This window comes from Microbacterium oxydans (assembly GCF_000956525.1).
In the GTDB taxonomy this organism is placed as follows: domain Bacteria; phylum Actinomycetota; class Actinomycetes; order Actinomycetales; family Microbacteriaceae; genus Microbacterium; species Microbacterium oxydans_A.
This window is the reverse complement of the sequence record NZ_JYIW01000001.1, coordinates 1-578: the sequence shown is the minus strand read 5'-3', so window position 1 is coordinate 578 and position 578 is coordinate 1. Positions and strand designations below refer to the sequence as shown.

General features: G+C 71.3%; 1 protein-coding gene. It reads left to right on the top strand.

What is annotated here, in order from left to right; translation table 11 throughout:
* Positions 1 to 45: 45 nt before the first annotated feature.
* Positions 46 to 578, top strand: a 533-nt coding sequence (locus tag RS83_RS00005; protein ID WP_231587690.1) for a DUF222 domain-containing protein, incomplete at its 3' end; no start/stop codon positions are given.

Sequence of the window (578 nt, the reverse complement as noted above, 5' to 3'; positions counted from 1 at the left end):
GCGGTGTTGGACCGGTGTCGGGTGGCGGCAGGGCCGGAGCGGACCGTGGAGGGTGAGCGGGTGCTGGTGGAGCGTGCGGTGGGGGTGTCGTTGGATGATGTGCGGAAGCTGGTGGTGCGTGCGGAGGCGTGGTTGGACCCGGCCGGTGTGGGGCCTCGGGAGCAGGAGCGGCGGGGGCGCCGGTCGGTGACGATGTTCGAACGTGACGGGATGGTGCATCTGCACGCGGTGTTGGATGCGGAGACCGCAGCGCCGGTGGTGACCGCGATCCGTGGGTTCGTGACCGCGGCGTTCGCTGCCCGGAAGGATGCCACCGATGCGGATGCACCGGATGCGGATCGGCGGACGGTGCCGATGATCCAGGCGGACGCGTTGAGTGTGTTCTGCGCGCACGTCCTCGGATGCGAGACACGGGTCCCGCTGGCGGGGGCGACGGTCATCGTCCGGGTCGGCCTGGATGATCTGGACTCGGGTGTCGGGGCGGCGTCGATCGATGGGGTTGATCAGCCGGTCAGTGTCGGGGCGGCCAGGCGGATCGCGGCCGGGGGTGGGGTGATCCCCTGGGTCCTCGGCGGGGA